At 61.9% G+C, this 17,335-nt stretch carries 11 protein-coding genes and 1 tRNA gene; 8 read left to right on the top strand and 4 right to left on the bottom strand.

Annotation, left to right across the window (positions count from 1 at the left end):
- Positions 1–57: 57 nt before the first annotated feature.
- On the bottom strand, positions 58–1,158 hold the full coding sequence (locus tag DW195_RS00495) for a glycerol dehydrogenase (protein ID WP_118205285.1): 1,101 nt from the start codon (positions 1,156–1,158) through the stop codon (positions 58–60).
- 78 nt (positions 1,159–1,236) lie between these two features.
- On the bottom strand, positions 1,237–2,460 hold the full coding sequence (locus tag DW195_RS00490; RefSeq protein WP_006234677.1) for an iron-containing alcohol dehydrogenase: 1,224 nt from the start codon (positions 2,458–2,460) through the stop codon (positions 1,237–1,239).
- A 500-nt stretch (positions 2,461–2,960) separates the two neighbouring features.
- On the opposite strand from DW195_RS00490, the gene DW195_RS00485 reads away from it, so the two are divergent.
- The 4 genes from DW195_RS00485 (at position 2,961) to DW195_RS00465 (ending at position 7,680) form a co-directional block, all read left to right on the top strand.
- Positions 2,961–4,037 carry a hypothetical protein gene (locus tag DW195_RS00485; RefSeq protein WP_118205283.1) on the top strand — a complete coding sequence of 359 codons (1,077 nt, stop codon included), beginning with the start codon at positions 2,961–2,963 and terminating at the stop codon, positions 4,035–4,037.
- Positions 4,037–5,080: a hypothetical protein gene (locus tag DW195_RS00480; RefSeq protein WP_118205281.1), complete on the top strand. Its 1,044-nt coding sequence runs from the start codon at positions 4,037–4,039 to the stop codon at positions 5,078–5,080. Before DW195_RS00485 ends, DW195_RS00480 begins: the two co-directional genes overlap by 1 nt.
- Before the next feature lie 45 nt (positions 5,081–5,125).
- On the top strand, positions 5,126–7,303 hold the full coding sequence (locus DW195_RS10470) for a MurT ligase domain-containing protein (RefSeq protein ID WP_199576250.1): 2,178 nt from the start codon (positions 5,126–5,128) through the stop codon (positions 7,301–7,303).
- A 300-nt stretch (positions 7,304–7,603) separates the two neighbouring features.
- Positions 7,604–7,680 (top strand) — tRNA-Glu (locus DW195_RS00465).
- A gap of 279 nt (positions 7,681–7,959) precedes the next feature.
- Here DW195_RS00465 and DW195_RS00460 read toward each other — a convergent pair.
- Both DW195_RS00460 and DW195_RS00455 read right to left on the bottom strand, forming a co-directional pair.
- Complete coding sequence (locus DW195_RS00460) at positions 7,960–8,721, bottom strand: 4Fe-4S dicluster domain-containing protein (RefSeq protein WP_118205279.1); 762 nt, start codon at positions 8,719–8,721, stop codon at positions 7,960–7,962.
- A gap of 184 nt (positions 8,722–8,905) precedes the next feature.
- The gene (locus DW195_RS00455; RefSeq protein ID WP_118205277.1) at positions 8,906–10,993 is read right to left on the bottom strand and encodes a glutamine synthetase III; all 2,088 of its coding nucleotides are present in this window, start codon (positions 10,991–10,993) and stop codon (positions 8,906–8,908) included.
- Positions 10,994–11,419: 426 nt separating this feature from the next.
- On the opposite strand from DW195_RS00455, the gene DW195_RS00450 reads away from it, so the two are divergent.
- From DW195_RS00450 to DW195_RS00435, 4 genes are all read left to right on the top strand, one after another.
- Positions 11,420–12,292 (top strand): methylenetetrahydrofolate reductase, encoded by an 873-nt coding sequence (locus DW195_RS00450; RefSeq protein WP_118205275.1) that lies wholly within the window; start codon positions 11,420–11,422, stop codon positions 12,290–12,292.
- The gene (locus DW195_RS00445) at positions 12,292–13,080 is read left to right on the top strand and encodes a hypothetical protein (RefSeq protein ID WP_118205273.1); all 789 of its coding nucleotides are present in this window, start codon (positions 12,292–12,294) and stop codon (positions 13,078–13,080) included. Before DW195_RS00450 ends, DW195_RS00445 begins: the two co-directional genes overlap by 1 nt.
- 9 nt (positions 13,081–13,089) lie before the next feature.
- Positions 13,090–15,648: a homocysteine S-methyltransferase family protein gene (locus tag DW195_RS00440; protein ID WP_199576248.1), complete on the top strand. Its 2,559-nt coding sequence runs from the start codon at positions 13,090–13,092 to the stop codon at positions 15,646–15,648.
- 108 nt (positions 15,649–15,756) lie between these two features.
- Positions 15,757–17,121: a PFL family protein gene (locus tag DW195_RS00435; protein WP_118205271.1), complete on the top strand. Its 1,365-nt coding sequence runs from the start codon at positions 15,757–15,759 to the stop codon at positions 17,119–17,121.
- The last annotated feature ends 214 nt before the right edge of the window (positions 17,122–17,335 follow it).

Raw genomic sequence — 17,335 nt, 5'->3', positions numbered from 1 at the left:
CACCATAGCAAAAAGGGGCAAAACCATCTGTTGGTTTTGCCCCTTCCTTAGCTTGATTTACTCATCCATGAGATAGTAGTGGCCCAGCGCGTCGGCACCCAGGATGGCGTTTGCGACCATCTCGGGCGTCACCTCAAACGGCATGTTGCACATGGTGTCATCGGGTGCGCAGGCGGCCTCGGCAACAATCATGGCCTGCTCGCGCGTAACCTCGGCAACGCCAAGTTCCTTCATCGTGACCGGCAGGCCCAGCTCAATGCAGAAGCCCAAGACTTCCTCGAGCTTCTCGGTCGGGGCATCCTCGAGTACCAGCTGGACGATGGTGCCGAAGGCGACCTTCTCGCCGTGATACATGCTGTGGCACTCGGGCAGCATCGTCAGACCATTGTGGATGGCATGAGCAGCAGCAAGGCCCGAGCTCTCAAAGCCAATGCCCGAAAGCAGCGTATTGGCCTCGATGATGTGCTCGACGGCAGGCGTGAGCGCACCCTTCTCCAGCGCGACCTTGGCCTTGACGCCATCGGCCATGAGCGTCTCGTAGCAGAGCTTGGCGAGCGCCAGGCCGGCCATTCCGCCCTTGCCGCCGGCGCAGGTGCCGCCGTCGGCATCGTGCGTTGCCTGAGCCTCGAAATAGGTTGCGAGCGCATCGCCCATACCGGAAACCGTCAGGCGCACCGGGCTCGCCGCGATAACCGTCGTATCCATCAGGACGATATTGGGGTTTGCCTTAAGGAAGAGGTACTTGTCGAACTGGCCGTCGTCGGTGTAGAGCACCGAAAGTGCCGAGCACGGTGCATCGGTCGAAGCGATGGTGGGGCAAATGATAACCGGAGACTCCAGGTAATAGGCGACGGCCTTCGCGGTGTCGAGGATCTTGCCGCCACCGACGCCGACGATGATGTCGCAACCGTTGTCGCGAGCGAGCGCAACCAGGCGATCGACCTCGCCCTTGGAGCACTCGCCGTTAAAGTCCTCAAACAGCAGCTCGGCCTTAGCCTCGGCAAAGCCGCCCTCGATCTTGGCACCGACGCGCTTCTTGCCCGAAGGCGTCACGATGACGAGGGCCTTAGCGCCGAGCGGCTCGACATAGGAGCCGAGCTTGGCGAGCTCGTCCGGACCCTGGATGTACTTGCTGGGGCTATTGAAAATTGCAGCCATAACTATCCCATTCTCTAAAAAAGAAAGGGGCTCCGTACGGATACGTGCGGAGCCCCTCGTTACGATAACAAGAGTCGATTAGAAATCGATGTCGGTGTCGTAGTAGCAGGCCTTGAGGATCTTCTCGAAGTCGGCAGCCTTGGTCTCACGCGGGTTCTCGGGCGTGCAGGCGTCCTGCTCGGCGTTCGCGGCGATCTCGGGCAGCTTGGCGAGGAACTCCTCCTCGGAAACCATCTGCGGGTTCTCGGCGTCGACCTTCACGCCACCATTTGCGTAATCCTTGATGGACTGCGGGATGTTGAGCTGGTCGTTGAGGTCGCGGATCTTCTGGACGAGCGCAGCGATGAGCTCCTCGTTGGTCTCGCCGGGAAGGTGCAGGATCTCCTTGGCCACGTAAGCGTAACGCTCGGCAGCACGGGGATCCTTAGAGTTCCACTGGATAACCTTGCCCAGGTACATGGCGTTAGCGGCACCGTGGATGATGTGGCCGTTCTCGAAGGCAGCACCGGTCTTGTGAGCCATGGAGTGAACGATGCCGAGCAGGCCCGAGGAGAAGGCGATACCGGCGATGCACTGAGCCTCATGCATGTGCTGACGGGCCTCATGGTCGCCAGCATAGGACTTGGGCAGCCACTCGACGATCTCGCGGATGCCGTGCAGAGCGTTGGCGTCGGTGAACATAGAGGCGCAGGTGGAAACGTAGGCCTCCATGCAGTGGGTCAGAGCATCCATGCCGGTGTGAGCGCACAGCTTGGCGGGCATGGTGTAGGTGAGCTCGGGGTCGACGATGGCGACATCAGGGGTGATGTTGAAGTCGGCCAGCGGGTACTTGATGCCCTTGGCGTAGTCGGTAATGACGGAGAACGCGGTGACCTCGGTAGCGGTGCCGGAGGTAGAGGAGATGGCGCAGAAATGAGCCTTCTGACGCAGCTCGGGGAAGCTGAACGGCTGGATGATGTTATCGAAGGACTCCTCAGGATACTCGTAGAAGACCCACATGGCCTTAGCGGCATCGATGGGCGAGCCGCCACCGATGGCGATAATCCAGTCGGGCTCGAACTCGCGCATGGCCTCGGCGCCCTTCATGACCGTCTCGATGGACGGGTCGGACTCGACGCCCTCGAACAGCTTGACCTCGAAACCGCCTTCCTTAAGGTCGTTCTCGACGTCCTGCAGGAACCCGCCGCGGCGCATAGAGCTGCCGCCAGAAACGATGATGGCCTTCTTGCCCTTGAGGTTCTTCACCTCGTGGCGAGCGCCCTCACCAAAGTACAGATCGCGAGGATTGGTAAAACGTCCCATACTGTGCCTCCTAAACAAGCCCCTCTTAGACTTGCGTATATAACGGAGCACCCAATTGGCTCCGTTAGGACCGGTTTGCGCGTTGCCGGCGATGACAATGCGCGATGTCTAAACGTCTCAACGCTCAGACAAACACTATTTTACCGTTCTGGTTGGTCAGTTATTCACCTAAAGCCGCCAATGATGAAACGTTTTTTCTATCCCTGAAGATCCTTGTGCGGCATTCATACTCCCAAGCTGGGCAAACGTTTTATCAAGGTTGACTACATATCCTGGGCAGGACGGTGCCCCTCCAAAATATGCACCGTTCGCCGCCAAAAATCGACCGTTTGCGGCACCGTGATACCACTCGGTCGTCCAGGGTGCCGACATTTGTGCGACATCCGTCTTCGTGGTGCAAAGGTGCAAGTCCAAGTGCGGCACCCCCGGTGTGCCACATGCGGGTAAACTAGAACCTTATATAGAAACATTTGAACCCTAACCGCAGCAAAGGAGGCCCCATGGCATTCGATCCCATTCAAGAGGATTGCCATCGCCTCGTTCTTGAGGCCTTGCGCCGCGACAATATCCCGCTCACCGACGCTGCCGCCGTAGAGCGTCTGATGGAACAATTCACCCGCAACCCCGCACCGCTCATCGTGCACGACCGCGACCGCGCCGGGCACCTCATTGCCAAGGTGGTCGAGGCCGTCGACTACCGCATTCCCTTTATCCCTGACGATACCCAGGCAGAGCAGGAAGAGGCAGCTGCCGAGAACATGCTCCGCGAGGCAGCCGCACTCGATCCGGCCAACTGGGATGCCCAGCGCATGCTGACGGCGCTCACCGCCGAATCCAACGAGGAATACGTGCAGTATCTGGTGTCCAAGTGCGACGAGGTGGAGCACGATCTGGCGCTCAAGATCGCCTCGGCGCAGGACCCCTACGAGCGCGAGGCCGCAGGCGACCTTACGCGCCGCCCCTATCTGCGCTGGCTTGCCGCCTTGGCATCGCGCGCCCTCATTAGCGGCCGCTATCGCATGTCGCTCGAAGCCGCAAATCGCAGCTTGGACTTTGCGCCCAACGACCCCGCCGGTGTCCGCCACACCGCGATGCTCGCCATGGCAAAGCTCGAATACCCCGCCGAGGAGCTCAAGCGCTTTCGCTCCGCCCACTCCGTGCCCTATCTTGCCAACACGCCGCTGCGCCGCCGTCCCAAGGATGCAGAACGCGACTTGGACCCGTGGACGCTCATCGCACTGATGAGCGCAGCCTGGCGCGAGCTGGACTACGAGGGCGCCGAGCACTACTTGCGCATCCTTGCGCGCTCGTGTCCGCACGCAGCCGAGGCACTCTACTTCCAAACCGAGTTTCCCGATGGCGTCTATGCCCGCGTCAACGTGGGTACAGGCTCCACCGACGAGCTCGTCCTTGCGCTGTCCGAGGCGACGCCGGTACTGCAGGAGGGCCTGGGCGCTCCCGACAACGCCAGCTTTGCCGCCTGGGTCGCCACCAACGACATCGTGCGCTCCCAGATCGACGAGCGCATCCTGCGTGCAGCCGAGCAGGGGCTTCCATTTAAGGGAGGGGACCTCTAATGGATCCGAGCGTCTACATCCCCGCCTACTTGGAGCGCACCTATCTGGCGTCGCACCCCGAGCTCACCGATGCAGCACGCGAGCTTGTCCATAACGACGTGAGCGTCAACCCTCATAAGTATGCGCAGACCGAGCATGCCCAGGCACTGCTGTCCTATGCAGGCGTCCACCGCCACCTGCTCGACGAGCTCCATCGCATCGAGGACATGGGCAGCGACGAGGAGTTTGAACAGACGCGCAACCACCTGTTCGACGATACGCGCGATGAGCTGCTCAAGATCGTCCGCGTCGACGCGCTGGCCGTCGATGCCCAGCTGCTCGCCATCATTTTGGCGGACACGCCCGTCGACGCCTGTCTGGGCGACCTGATGAAACTCGAGGCGACCACGACCGATTACCTGCAGCAAAGCGTGCCCGGGTTCGACATGGAGGCCCCGCACTACTGGGCCAACAAGGTGCTGGCAGACGGCGTGACGGCGGCCGATCTCACCGTAAGCGAGCCGGCTCTTATCGGGTGGCTCCACACGCTCGAGGCCATCTCGCAGCTGTGCATGGCGAGCGCTCGCTACCGTGCTGCCGCCAACTACGCCCGCCGCGTCCTTAAGGCGGAAGGCTATCCCACCCGAGCTGCAGGCACCGTGCTACTCGCCCTCGCTCGCCTAGAAGACGAGGACGGCTTTTTTGCCCTGGCCCACCAGCTCGAGGAGCAGATGGGGGCCGATACCCTCGAGAACTCCCCCTGGTACCTGCTCGCCCGCACGATCTTGCTGTTCAAAACGAACAAGATGCGCCCGGCGACACGCGCGCTTCGTGAGTTTGCCAACCGCTGCGAGGGCGGCGCGTTCTTTTTGCTGAGCCCCATGTATCAGACGCCGTACCTTCCCTGCCGGCCCGAACCGCACGACCCCTGGGACCTTTCGCATCAGGCAGTTTGGGAGGCCGACGGCATCATCTCGGATACTCCCGACTTTGCCCCCTGGGCCAGCGCTTGCGAAGACGTATCGCAGCTTGCCCAGGAATTTGCGCGCCGTTACGGCTTTTAACGGCGCAAACGCCACGACCATGTCATTCACGTTAGGAACGGCTTCATGAACTTCCGCTCATCTCTCGCCTGCACCTCGAGCGATATCGCCCGCTGGGGGCTGCGCTCCGTCCTTAAGCGCCAGGGCGGCGTACTCCCCGGCCGCATCGCCATGAAGATCGACCCCGAGCTGCTAAGCGACCTCGCGGGCCTTGTCGACCGCAGCGTGGTGATCACCGGCACCAACGGTAAGACCACCACCTCCAACCTCATCGCCGATGCCGTTGCCGCCAGCGGCGCCACCGTGGTATGCAACCGCGCCGGAAACAACATGGAGCCGGGCGTGGTTGGTGCCCTGCTCGAGGCGCGTGGCAACCTTAAGCGAACCGCCAGCAGCAAGCGCGTAGGCGTCTTTGAGTGCGACGAGCTCTACACGGTGCGCGTCCTGCCCAAGCTCAAGCCGACCTACTTTGTGCTGCTCAACCTGTTCCGCGACCAGCTGGACCGCTACGGTGAGATCGACCACACCCAGGACGTCATCGCCCACGCGCTGGAGCTTTCGCCGACAACGACGCTCATCTATAACGCCGACGATCCGCTGTGCGCCTCGATCGCCGCGCGCGTCCCCAATATGAGCATCGCCTTTGGCATCGACGGCGCCACGGACACCGAGTCCGATCGCATTAGCGACTCGCGTTTTTGCTCGCAGTGCAACGCGCCGCTGGAGTATGACTATGTGCAATACGGCCAGCTCGGCGCCTACCATTGCCCCTCGTGCGGTTGGGCACGCCCTGCGCTTGTCCGTCGCGTGACGGGCGTGGAGCTCGGCTGCGACGGCTACGATTTTGACCTGGTCTTTGGATCTGCGTCCAACGCGGCTGCCGTACACATCGCCACGCGCTACAACGGTCTGTACATGGTCTACAACGTTGCCGCCGCATTCTTTGCCGCACATGAGTTGGGCGTGGATACGGCGCACCTGCAGCCCACGCTCGATGCCTACGTCCCCGCCGGCGGACGCATGGGCCGCTGGAACATTGCCGGCCGCACCGTCGAGGCAAACCTGGCCAAAAATCCCGTGGGCTTCGATCGCCAGATTCAGTCCATTAAAACGGCAGGCGGCAGGCTCTGCGCCTTCTTCCTGAACGACAACGATGCCGACGGCCACGATGTATCGTGGATCTACGACGTCGACTTTGAGCGCATCGCCGACACGCCGGGTCTTGTCGCCTTTGCCGGAGGCACGCGTGCACACGACATGCGGGTACGCCTCAAGTACGCCGGCATCGATGCCGCGATTATCTCGAACGTCGCGCAGGCAATTGGCGCCGTGGCAGACGAGGCCGCCGATGGCACCTTCTACGCAGTCGCCAACTACACGGCCTTCCCGCCGCTGGTCAAGGAACTCGACGAGCTTAAGGGCGCCGATGCGAGCTCGGTTGCCTCCCACGCCGCAACGCGCGCCAATGGCAGCGCTGTCCCCACCGATATTGCGCCGGTCGAGCTCTCGCGCCCCCTGCGCATCGTCTACCTGTATCCCGATGCCCTCAACCTCTATGGTGACGGCGGCAACGTCATTGCCCTCGAGCGCCGCTGCGCCTGGCGCGGCATTCCCGTGCGTGTGGACGAGGTCCGCATGGGCGAGTCGCTCGATCTCGCCGACGCCGACATCGTTATGATGGGCGGTGGCTCTGACCGCGACCAACTGGCCGTGGCACACGAGCTGCTCGCTCAAAAAGACAAGGTCGCAGCCTATGTTGAGGACGGCGGCTCGCTGCTCGCCATCTGCGGCAGCTATCAGCTGCTCGGCCGTTCGTACTATATGGGCGAGAATCGCATCGAGGGCCTGGGCGTCATTGCCGCCGAAACCGTGCGCGGCTCCGACCGCCTGATCGGCAACGTCGCCGTCAAGACCGACCTGGCACCCGAGCCCTTTGTGGGATTTGAGAACCACGGCGGCCGCACCCTTTTGGACGCCGATGCCACGCCGCTCGGAACGTCCGTCGTCACGGGTACCGGCAACAACGGCGACGATGGCTTTGAGGGCCTCATCTACAAGGGCGTCATCGGCACGTACCTGCACGGACCAGCGCTACCCAAGAACCCCGAGCTCGCCGACTGGCTCATCGCCCATGCCCTTGAGCGCCGTGGCGACGCACAGGCCGCCGCCCTGCTGCCGCTCAAGCCCCTCGACGACACCTACGAGCACGCCGCCCACGACGCCGCGATGAAGCTCCTCCCCTAACGACCCAACCACCACAAAGGGGACAGGCACCTTTGTGGTGGTTTTGACCCGCCACGGCAGTTTGTCTCAATCTGTAACATTTAGACCGTTAAAAGTCATCTTACTGTTACAGATTGAGATGTTCGCCCCGACTGCCGCCGTCTGTCTCGATCTGTAACAGATAGAGCCGATTTGCCCGCCCAGATGTTACAGATTGAGATGTTTGAATATCGGGATAGAGAGTCAGCTCCTGTGTGGTGGTTTTCCAGTTTACCAACGATATACGCGCCGGCAAAAAAGTCTGCTATACTCTTTCCCGCTGTCCCCATCGTCTAGCGGCCAAGGACGCCACCCTTTCAAGGTGGATATCGCGGGTTCGAATCCCGCTGGGGGCACCACAGAATCTGAGAAGCCCGTTACCAATTCGGTAGCGGGCTTTTTGCTACCCATGCGCCGGGATTCGAACCCGACAGGGTGCGGAGCTGAGGAAACGCGCAAGCGTTTTCCAGCGCAGCACGCAAGGAGCGGAGCGACGCAGCGGAAGCGAGCGGCGGAAGCCGCACGCGGACATCCCGCTGGGGGCACCAACTTTAAAATGTTCGAACCCGCCGGATGTAAGGTCCGACGGGTTCGTTCTTTTTGCCGTTATAAGACGAAAAGTACTCAACGCCCTTGCGCTAGATGAACAGCTCGCATTCTTTTCGCTCAGAGCAGGCTTTGCTCAACATCTTGGTAGCCGCAGAGAGCATGACGGGATTTACCGCGCGAGCGCCCCGCGGACATACGGCGACACAGCGCATGCAAGAGATACAGGCCTTTTTGTCCACCCACTTGGGATCGTCTTTGTCGATAGCGCCAACGGGACACACTGCGACGCAAGCCCCGCAGGCGGTGCACTCCTTTGTGGCCATAGGCACCATACCGGTACCCCCGGCTTTCTTATAGGGACGATTACCCGGAATAGCCGGCTCAGAAGCATCTCCTGCAGACATCTTTTGCTGAATCTGATCCGCAAACCCAGCGAGCTGCGCCGCGTCCTGTGCATCAGGCCGACCGGCGGCAAACTGGCGAACAATAGAATGCTCGGCGATGGCAGAAACCGCCGCGATCACCCGAAAGCCCGCATCTTTCGCCGCATCCTCAAGCTCGACCAGCGTGTCCTCATACGCGCGATTTCCGTAAACGCAAACCAGAACCGCCTGCGCACCGTTTCCCCGCATCATACCCAAGCGCTCCGCGGCCACAGCCGGGACTCGCCCGCCATACGAGGGCACCGCGACCACGGCTACATCCTCTTTTGTCATCGCAACTGTGCGAAAACCAAGCCCGCTATCGGTCAGATCTACAGCAACGGTTTCCCCTTCCAACGCATTGGCAATGTAGCCAGACGCCTTTTCCGTTCCGCCGGTCGGGCTAAACACGATATCGAATACCTTCATCGGATAATCCTCCCCTTTACGAACAAACGCCCGAAACGTCCGCATGCCAAAACAGGTTACAACTTTTAAGATGCCCCGCGCGAAACACCTGCTCGGCTGCAAGTTCAGAGCAGGTCCGAGCGACATAAAGAGAAGGGGCCTCGCACAGGCGAGACCCCTTCGCGCACAAAATCAAACGTGTCTGTTACACATAGAACAGAATGTCGTCGTAGGTCGGAACCGGCCAGTAGTCGGCGGCCACGATCTCCTCCATGGCATCCACGGCGGCGCGCAGCGTATCCATAGCGGGAACGACCTCATGTGCATACACGTTGGCCTGCTCCTGGCCATCGAGAGCCTCGGCTTTCTGATGCACGGCGTCGAGTGCCTTGATGGAGTCGTTGATGGTGGTGATGCCGTTGCAGAGCTTGTTGAGCGTGTTCTGCTCGCACTGCATGGCGGCCTCGGCACCGGCGGCACGAATAGTCTCAAGGCCCTTAGCGACCTTGGTGGCATAGGCGGTAATGACCGGGCGATAGGTGCGACGCGCCTCGCGAACCATCGTGGTGGCCTCGATGTTCATGAGCTTGTTGTACTTCTCGAGCTTGCAATCGTAGCGGCACTGGGCCTCGGCCTTGGTCAGGACACCCGTCTCCTCAAAGAGCGCGATGGCCTTATCGGAAACAAAGGCGGGCAGGGCGTCGGCCGTGGTCTTGTTGTTGGCAAGGCCGCGCTTCTCGGCCTCAACGGGCCACTCGTCGGAGTAGCCATCGCCGGAAAAGAGGATGCGCTGGTGGTCGGTCAGGACCTTCTTGCAGTACTCAAGCGCAGCGTCCTGGAACTCATCCTCGGGTGTACCCTCAAGCGCGTCGGCGAAGGACTTGAGCGACTTGGCCACGGCGGCATCGAGCACCAAGTTGGAGTCGGAGACGTTCTGTTCGGAGCCGCAGGCACGGAACTCGAACTTGTTGCCGGTGAAGGCAAACGGGGAGGTGCGGTTGCGGTCGGTATTGTCCTGCATCAGCTTGGGCAGAGTATCGGCGCCCAGGTCGAGCACGCCGCGCGTGGCATGGACGGAAGCCTTGCCATCGATGATCTTCTCGACGACCTCGGTAAGCTGGTCGCCCAGGAAGATGGACATAATCGCCGGAGGAGCCTCGTTGGCGCCCAGACGGTGGTCGTTGCCGGCCGAGGCAACGGAGGCACGCAGGAGCTCCTGATAGTTATCGACGGCCTCGATCACCGCGGTGAGGAAGACAATGAACTGCAGGTTGTCGAGCGGGGTGTCGCCCGGATCGAGCAGATTCTCGGACTCGGTGCCAAGCGACCAGTTGTTGTGCTTGCCCGAACCGTTAATGCCCTCGAAGGGCTTCTCGTGCAGCAGGCAGACCAAGTCGTGGCGGGAGGCGATGAGCTTCATCTTCTCCATCATGACCAGATTCTGGTCGATGGCCTCGTTGACTTCGCCATAGACCGGTGCGAGCTCATGCTGGCAGGGAGCAACCTCGTTGTGCTTGGTCTTGGCGGGAATGCCAAGCGCCCACAGTTCATCGTCCAGATCCTTCATATAGGCCGAAACGGTGGGGCGGATAGCGCCAAAGTAGTGCTCCTCGAGCTCCTGGCCCTTGCAGGGAGCAGCACCAAAGAGGGTGCGGCCGGTGATGACCAGGTCCTTGCGCTTGCGATAGGCGTCCTTCTTGATCAGGAAGTACTCCTGCTCGTCGCCCACGGAAGGAACGACCTTCTTGGGGGTCTTGCCAAACAGCGCCAAAACGCGCTTAGACTCACGCGAGAGCGCGGTCATGGAACGCAGCAGCGGGGTCTTCTTGTCCAGGGCCTCGCCCGTGTAGGAGCAGAAAGCCGTGGGGATGCACAGGACATCGTCCTTGATAAAGGCGGGGCTAGTGGGATCCCAAGCGGTGTAGCCACGGGCCTCGAAAGTAGCGCGCAGGCCGCCGTTGGGGAAGCTGGAGGCGTCCGGCTCGCCCTGGATGAGGTTCTTGCCCGTAAACTTGGTAATGGCGGTGCCGTCGTGGTTGGGCTCCAGGAAGCTGTCGTGCTTCTCGGAAGTAATACCCGAAAGCGGCTGGAACCAGTGCGCGTAGTGCGTCGCGCCCTTGGAGATGGCCCAGACCTTCATGGCGTGGGCAACGGCGTTGGCCACATCCAGGTCGAGCGGCTCACCGCCCTCGAGGGTTGCAGCAAGGCGCTTCCAAATGTCCTTGGGGAGGTAGTCCTTCATGACTTCCTCAGAGAACACCATGGTCCCGAAGCGGTCAGTAAGTTCGGCCATACGGAACTCCCTTCGTATCGGCACCGCGTGAGAAGCGGTGTTGATTACTAACGAACGAGTCATAGCTTAGACTCGCCGTGTTTCCGCGACATTACCGTTATGTTGCCGTCGCGAAACCAATCATTGAGGTTACCCTATCGAGGCGGCGTTGCCACCCTCAACAGCCAATCAACTGCATAAATTGCAGACCTCTCCCCATGGTTTAAGGGTAGCCAATTTGGGACGGGGCTTTATTAACTGGTATTTCGCATCAGATACCATTCAATATAGCCCCATCCTACATTGACCGCTCTGTTATAGGAAATGCCGATAGCAAGGCATCTTTGATTGGTATCCCCAAATAGCGAGTGAAACTCCACCGTGGCACAGTGGTGCAGTAGAATCCTTACAACACATCACACTATTACGTATCTAGAGGAGCACGATATGCGCGTCGACGAGGTTTTTAAGCAGGCAGCATCCCAGGGCACCGCGCCCGTTTCGTTTGAGATGTTCCCGCCCAAGGGCGAGCTGACCCTCGATACGGCTCGCGAAGTGGCAGGCAATCTGTGCAAGCTTTCGCCGAGCTTTGTCTCGGTCACCTGCTCGGCCGGCGGCTCGGGCAACGGTGCCACCACCGCCCCCATCGCGCATATGATTACGAGCGAATTCGATACGCCCTCGGTAGCGCACCTCACCTGCGTTGGCCGCACCCACGCCGGCATCGCCGCCAAGATTGACGAGTATCGCTCGGCCGGTGTGGAAAACGTGCTAGCCCTGCGCGGCGACCTGCCCGCTGGCGCGACTGAGGATGACAAGCCCGCCTCGGACTACGCCTACGCCCGTGACCTCATCCCCGAGCTCGTCGACGCCGGCTTTTGCGTGGGCGCCGCAGCCTACCCTGAGGGTCACATTGCCTGCGAGGATCTCAACCTCTCGGTCGAATACCTCAAGCAAAAACAGGACGCCGGCGCGAGCTTCTTTGTGACGCAGCTCTTTTTTGACAACGAGTGCTTCTACCGTTTTCGTGAGCTTGCCGACAAGGCCGGCATCACCGTGCCCATTACCGCGGGCATCATGCCGTTTATAGGCAAGTCGCAGATCAGCCGCATGGTCTTTATGTGCGGCGCGTCGCTGCCCTCCCCCGTCATCAAGATCCTCGCCAAGTACGAGAACGACCCCGAGAGCCTGCAGGCAGCCGGTGTAGATTATACCGCCCGTCAGCTTTGCGACCTCAAGGAGCACGGTGCCGACGGTCTGCACCTGTACACTATGAATCGTCCTGCGATCGCCGCAACCATTATGGAGCGCCTGGGGTAATGGAAAAACCGCACATCGATACAGCTTTTGGTGAAGTGCCGGCCGACCTTGCGTCGCCGGCGCTCTACCGTATCGATGCTGCCCATCGCCCCCGAGTCGACCGTGCCGAGATGCTGCGGTATCTGGGCTACGGCGGCCAGCAGATTGAGCCCGAGCTGTCGCAGCGTATTGAGCTTGTCGTTGAACGTTTGGAACTGGACATTGAGCCCCGTGGTGTGCGACGCGTGTTTGCCGTCGATGCCACGGGCGTCGACGAGCAGGGCGAGCCTTGCATCCGTCTGGTCGGCACCAACGTTGAGCTGCGCGGTCGTGATATCTATCGACATCTCAAAGATGCCCGCTTTGCCGCACTCATGGCATGCACCCTCGGCATGGACGCCGAGCGTCGCCTGCGAACCACGGGAGCCCAGCAGCCCCTAGAGGGAGCCGTGCTCGACGCCGCATGCTCTGCCTATGTAGAAGCCGCCGTCGAGCAGATGGACCAACAGGTCAAGGCTGCGGCCGCCGTACACGGACTCGCCGGTAACTGGCGCTTCAGCCCCGGCTACGGCGACTGCCCGCTTACGGCCCAGCACTCAATCGTGGCTGCGCTCAACGCCACGCGGCTCATCGGGCTTACCGTCACGCCGACCAGCCTGCTCATGCCCACCAAGAGCGTGACCGCGGTGATCGGTCTGTTTGATGGCAAGGTCCGCGACGCCCAGAGCCGCCCCACCTGCAATATCTGCCGCATGCGCGAGCACTGCCGCTTCCGCGCCGCCCACACCACCTGCTATTCCAGCCATTAGGAGCCCTCGATGTTTACTCCGCTTATCACCCATGATTCCGACGGTACCGCGCTGGCAGCGCCCGTCAATACTGCGCGTTGTAACGGCGCCACGTACAAGATGCGCACGATCGACGACCTTCGCATTAAGGACGATCGCCTGCGCGCCGCCATCGAGGGCACGGGGCATCTGCTGTTCGACGGCGGCATGGGTACCATGCTGCAGGCGGCCGGCATGAAGGCCGGCGCCCTGCCCGAGCTGCTCAACTTTGAGGAGCCTCAGGTCATCACCGATATCCAGCGTCAGTACGTCGAGGCTGGCTGCGACGTAATCACCGCCAACACCTTTGGCGCCAACGCCCACAAGCTCGACGGCGCCGCCACCGTGGCAGATGTCTTTGCCGCCGCCGTCGCCTGCGCCCGCGCGGCCGGCGCCCACTATGTCGCCGGCGATATCGGCCCCATCGGCGCACTGCTTCGCCCCTTGGGCACCCTGAGCTTCGACGAGGCCTATGACCTCTTTGCCGAGGAAGTGCGCGCCGGCGTCGACGCGGGCGTGGACCTCTTTATTATCGAGACCATGACCGACCTTGCCGAGATCAAGGCTGCCGTCCTCGCCTGCCGCGAGAACTCCGACCTGCCCGTCTTTGCCACCATGACCTTTGAGGAAGACGGTCGCACGTTCCTGGGTACGAGTCCCGAGGTGGCCGCCGTCACGCTCGACGCCATCGGCGCCGACGTTTTAGGCATCAACTGCAGCCAGGGACCGGCCGAGCTCCGAGGGCTCGCCGCACGCATGCTCACCGTTACCGACAAGCCCGTTATGGTGCAGGCCAATGCGGGACTGCCCCGCGTGGACGATGACGGCAATACCGTCTTTGACATCCAGGCACCCGAATACGCCGAGGCCGTCGCCGGCATGATTGAGGACGGCGTGAGCGTCGTGGGTGGCTGCTGTGGCACCACGCCCACGCACATGGCGGCACTTCGCACCCTCATCGACAACCACACGCCCAGCCCACGTCACCGCAAGCCCAGTATGTCGGTCACGAGCGCCCAGACGGTCGTGGACCTTCCCTGTGACGGCCACAAGATCGCCGTCATCGGCGAGCGCATCAATCCCACCGGCAAAAAGCGCCTGCAACAGGCCCTGCGCGACGGCGACCTAGACTACGTCGTGAGCCAGGGCATCAGCCAGCAGGAACAGGGCGCCGACATCCTGGACGTCAACGTAGGCCTACCCGAGATCGACGAGGTCAAGATCATCCAGCAGGCGACCGAGCAGCTCCAGGGCTCCACGCTGCTGCCGCTGCAGATCGACTCCACCGACCCCGCAGCCGTCGAGGCAGCCGTGCGCCGCTACGCCGGCAAGCCCATCATCAACTCGGTCAATGGCAAACGGCAAATCATGGATGAGATCTTCCCGCTAGTCGCCCACTACGGCACCAACGTCGTCGGCCTTACGCTCGACGAAGGCGGCATCCCCGATACCGCCGAGGCTCGCTTCGCCATCGCCGAGCGTATCGTGGCCGAGGCTGCCCGTTACGGCATCGGACCGGACCGCATCCTCATCGACTGCCTGGTCATGACCGCCTCGACCAACCAGCGCCAGGCCGAGCAGATCCTGCGCGCCATGTCCCTGTGCAAGGAGCGTCTGGGCGTCAAGTGCGCGCTCGGCGTATCGAACATCAGCTTTGGCCTGCCTGCCCGCCCGCTGCTGGGCTCGGTCTTTTTGGCTGCCGCTTTTGGCGCGGGCCTGGACGCCCCCATCATGAACCCGGGCTCTAAGCGCTTTATGGATACCGTCTACAGCTATCGCGTCTTGAGCGTTGAGGACGAGGGCTCGACCGGATACATCGAGCGCTACGCCGGCTGGACCGATCCGTACAAGATCGCCGCGAACCCGGCGGCGGCCCAGGCGGTATCGACCGACGCCGCGCCCGCCGCTGGCACCGCCGGCACCGACGGCAACGACGACCCGATTCGTCGCATGGTCGTCTCGGGCCGCAAAGGCGAGATCGCGGCCGAGACCGAGCGCCTGCTGGCAGATCACGACGCCATGGACCTCATCAACAACCACTTTATCCCCGCCCTCGACGAGGTCGGAGTCCTCTTTGACCAGGGCAAGTTCTTCTTGCCGCAGCTTATGGCCTCGGCCGAGGCCGCGCGCGTGGGCTTCGACACCATCAAGCGGCTGATGCCCGCCGGCGAGATTGCCGATAAGGGCAAGATCTGCGTGGCCACCGTCAAGGGCGATATCCACGATATCGGTAAGAACATCGTCAAGATGCTGCTCGATAACTACGGCTATACCGTCTTTGACCTAGGTCGCGACGTCGACCCGCAAGAGGTGCTCAAGACCGTACGGGAGCGCGACATCAAGCTCGTCGGTCTCTCGGCGCTTATGACCACCACGGTCGTCGCTATGGAGGAGACCATCAAGCTGCTTCATGCCGAGGTGCCGGGCGTCAAGATCATCGTGGGCGGCGCCGTGCTCACCCCCGAATACGCCAAGCAGATCGGTGCGGACTACTACGCCAAGGACGCCGCCGAAAGCGCTCGTATCGCCGAAGAGGTCTTTGGGCAGTAACACAACGGAAACAACCGAGCACCAAAACGTGCCGCACGCGCCACTTGGCACGTGTGGCACGTTAGAATAGATAAGACTATGCTCGTTTTGGCAGATAGGAGCGCAAGGATGGCGATCACGCCCGCAGAAATCGCGGAAACCCGCGGCATGGTTGAGGAGCAGAACCTCGACATCAGGACCATCACCATGGGTGTTTCGCTCATGGGTTGCGGTGACGAGAACCTCGACCGCATGTGCACGAAGATCTACGACCACGTGACGCACACGGCTGAGCACCTGGTCGAGACCGCCGAGAACCTCGAGCGCGAGTACGGTATCCCCATCGTCAACAAGCGCGTTTCCGTCACCCCGGTGGCGCAGATCGCCGCGTGCTGCAAGGATGAGGACCTCACCCCCATCGCGCATGCCCTCGACCGCGCGGCCGAGACGCTCGGCATCGATTACCTGGGCGGCTTCTCCGCACTCGTCCAGAAGGGCATCGGCGACGCCGACCGCCGCGTCATCCAGTCCATCCCCCAGGCGCTCGCCACCACCAGCCGCGTCTGCTCCAGCGTCAACGTCGCCAGTCTGCGTGCCGGCATCAACATGGACGCCGTGCTCATGGCGGCTCAGACCATCATCGATGCCGCTAAGCTTACGGCAGACGAGGATTCCGTTGGCGCCTCCAAGTTTGTCTGCTTTGCCAACATGGTCGAGGACTCCCCGTTTATGGCGGGCGCCGTCCACGGCGGTGGCGAGGCCGACGCCGTCATCAACGTAGGCGTCTCGGGCCCCGGCGTTATGGCTGCAGCCCTGGAGACGCTGCCCGACTCCGCATCAATGATGGAAGTCGCCGAGAAGATTAAGCAGACCGCCTTTAAGATCACCCGTGCCGGCGAGCTCATGAGCCGCGAGGCTGCCCATCGCCTGGGTGTCGAAAAGGGCATTGTCGACCTGTCGCTGGCTCCCACGCCCGCCATCGGCGACTCCGTTGCACGCATCCTCGAGATCATCGGCGTGGGCACCTGCGGTGGCCCCGGCACGACCTGCGCGCTCGCCATGCTCAACGATGCTGTCAAGAAGGGCGGCGTCATGGCCAGCTCCAGCGTGGGCGGTCTCTCGGGCGCCTTTATTCCCGTGTCCGAGGACGCCGGCATGATTGCTGCCGTCGAGGCCGGCGCACTTTCGCTCGAGAAGCTCGAGGCCATGACCTGCGTGTGCTCCGTTGGCCTGGACATGATCGCCATCCCCGGCGACACCCCGGTCGAGACCATCGCCGGCATTATCGCCGACGAGATGGCCATCGGCGTCATCAACAATAAGACCACAGCCGTCCGCGTAATTCCCGCCATCGGCAAGGGTGTGGGCGACTGCGTTGAGTACGGCGGTCTGTTTGGCCGTGCGCCCATCATGCCGGTGAACCCCAACGCCGGCACCGTGCTTGCCCACCGTGGTGGACGCTTCCCGGCACCGTTGAACTCGCTGAAGAACTAGCTGAGGGGGACTGGCGAGGAGCCCCGGGGAGGGCAAATATATAAGGTCGCCTGCTCGGACAGTCCTGACTCGCACGGAGAGCACATTAAGTGCTCTCCGGCTCGTGCGGAACTCGCGATCGACCTTATATATTTGCCCTCCCCGGGGCTCCCGCACAACGGGACCTCAGTTGGGTTCTATCCCGGTTGCAGTTGCTTCGCTCCTGCACCACTTG

It is taken from the genome of Collinsella sp. AM17-1 (assembly GCF_003470665.1).
Lineage (GTDB): Bacteria > Actinomycetota > Coriobacteriia > Coriobacteriales > Coriobacteriaceae > Collinsella.
The sequence above is the reverse complement of the archived record's forward strand: the minus strand, read 5'-3'. Positions and strand labels throughout refer to the sequence as shown.